Origin of the sequence: Pedobacter sp. (assembly GCF_045628745.1) — a bacterium.
Lineage (GTDB): Bacteria > Bacteroidota > Bacteroidia > Sphingobacteriales > Sphingobacteriaceae > Pedobacter.
In genome coordinates this window covers 1-1,523 of record NZ_JAZQPU010000148.1, presented here as the reverse complement: position 1 = coordinate 1,523, position 1,523 = coordinate 1, and the positions used below count along the sequence as shown (strand labels likewise).

2 protein-coding genes are annotated in these 1,523 nt (G+C 40.5%); both read right to left on the bottom strand.

What is annotated here, in order from left to right; genetic code table 11:
* On the bottom strand, positions 1–873 hold an 873-nt coding region (locus tag ACR2F7_RS06120), incomplete at its 3' end, for a TolC family protein (RefSeq protein ID WP_432712698.1).
* Positions 860–1,523 (bottom strand): efflux RND transporter permease subunit (locus ACR2F7_RS06115; protein ID WP_432712697.1); only part of this gene is annotated, 664 nt, incomplete at its 5' end. The genes ACR2F7_RS06120 and ACR2F7_RS06115, both read right to left, overlap by 14 nt.

Below are 1,523 nucleotides of genomic sequence, written 5' to 3'. Positions count from 1 at the left end.
TGAAAATTCATAACCACTGTTTAAGGCTACTACAGGGTATCTTTGTCCTTTTACTTCCTTTAAAGTCAATTCAGCAACCTTTTTATTGACAAAAGCATTTTGTAAATCTGGGTTAAGCTGTAACATGGCCCCTTCCAGATTAGTGTAAATCAGCTGTCTGTCGATCTCAATGTCTTCCTGAACCTTTATTTTGATATTTAAATCTCTGGCCATCACCTGATTTAAATTAACCATGGCATTTTGAGCAAGGTTCTTTTGTGTCAAATAAGCCGAAGTATCGGTGTTATAATCTACCGTTGCTGCCAATACATCAAGTTTAGAACCTTTACCAATCTCTAGTTTATTGGTGGCCACCCTGATGCGGAACCTTGAAATATCTAAGGCGCTATCTGTAGCCACGACCAGTTGCTGCTGGCGCACTAAATCATAATAAGCATTGATTACTTGAGCAATGGTGCCCAGTACAACTGCTTTTTCATTGATTTCACCCTGCTTCTGTAGTTCTTTCAGTTTATCATAGGTAGCAAACATCCTGAAACCATCAAAAATAGTCCAGTCCAGGGCCACACCATAACTCATATTGGTATTTTTAACGCCGTCAGCTTTCCTCTCTTCACCTGTAGAAGTAGTCTGCACGGTGTTCTGGTTACTTCCGCCATTGCTGAAATTCCCCTGCAAGCCCGGTAAAACACCGGCATTGCCCAGGTTGACATTGTTTTTAGCAATCAGCAGGTCATTGTTCACCAGCTTTATGTCGTAATTATTTTTTAAAGCCAGTGTTATAGCGTCCTGTAAAGAAAGGTATTCCTGTGCGGCAACACTTTGTGTAAAAGCGGCAAAAAATAGGAGGAAGATAAATTTATACTGTCTCATTGATTTCAATTTCTGTTACCGTCTTTAAAGATTCCTGAAGGTCAGTGTTTTCCTTGTGCTCTTTAGACCAGAAAGAATAAATGGCAGGAATAACGAATAGGGTAAGGATAAGGGAAAAAGTTGTACCACCTACAATGACAATACCCATGCCCATACGACTTTTTGCTGCGGCTCCTAAAGCCATGGCAATAGGAAGGGCGCCAATAGCAATTGCTAAACTCGTCATTAAAATAGGCCTTAACCTTGATACCGAAGCTTCCCTAATGGCATCGTGTACACTTTTACCTTGTTCTTTCAGCTGGTTGGCAAACTCTACAATCAGGATACCGTTTTTGGTAACCAGACCAATTAACATGATGGTTCCAATCTGGCTAAAGATATTCCAGCTTTGTCCAAACAGCCATAGCGATAGAAAAGCACCAGCAACAGCCATAGGTACTGTTAAGATAATGATGATAGGATCTTTGAAACTTTCAAACTGTGCCGAAAGAATCAGGTAAACCAATAAAATGGCCAGTCCGAAGGCAAATAGCGTGTTCGAAGAACTTTCCTTAAAATCCCTGGATTCACCACCCAAATCAGTAGAAAATGTTTCATCGAGAACTTTTGCTGAAATCCTGTCCATGGCTTCAATACCATCGCCAATACTT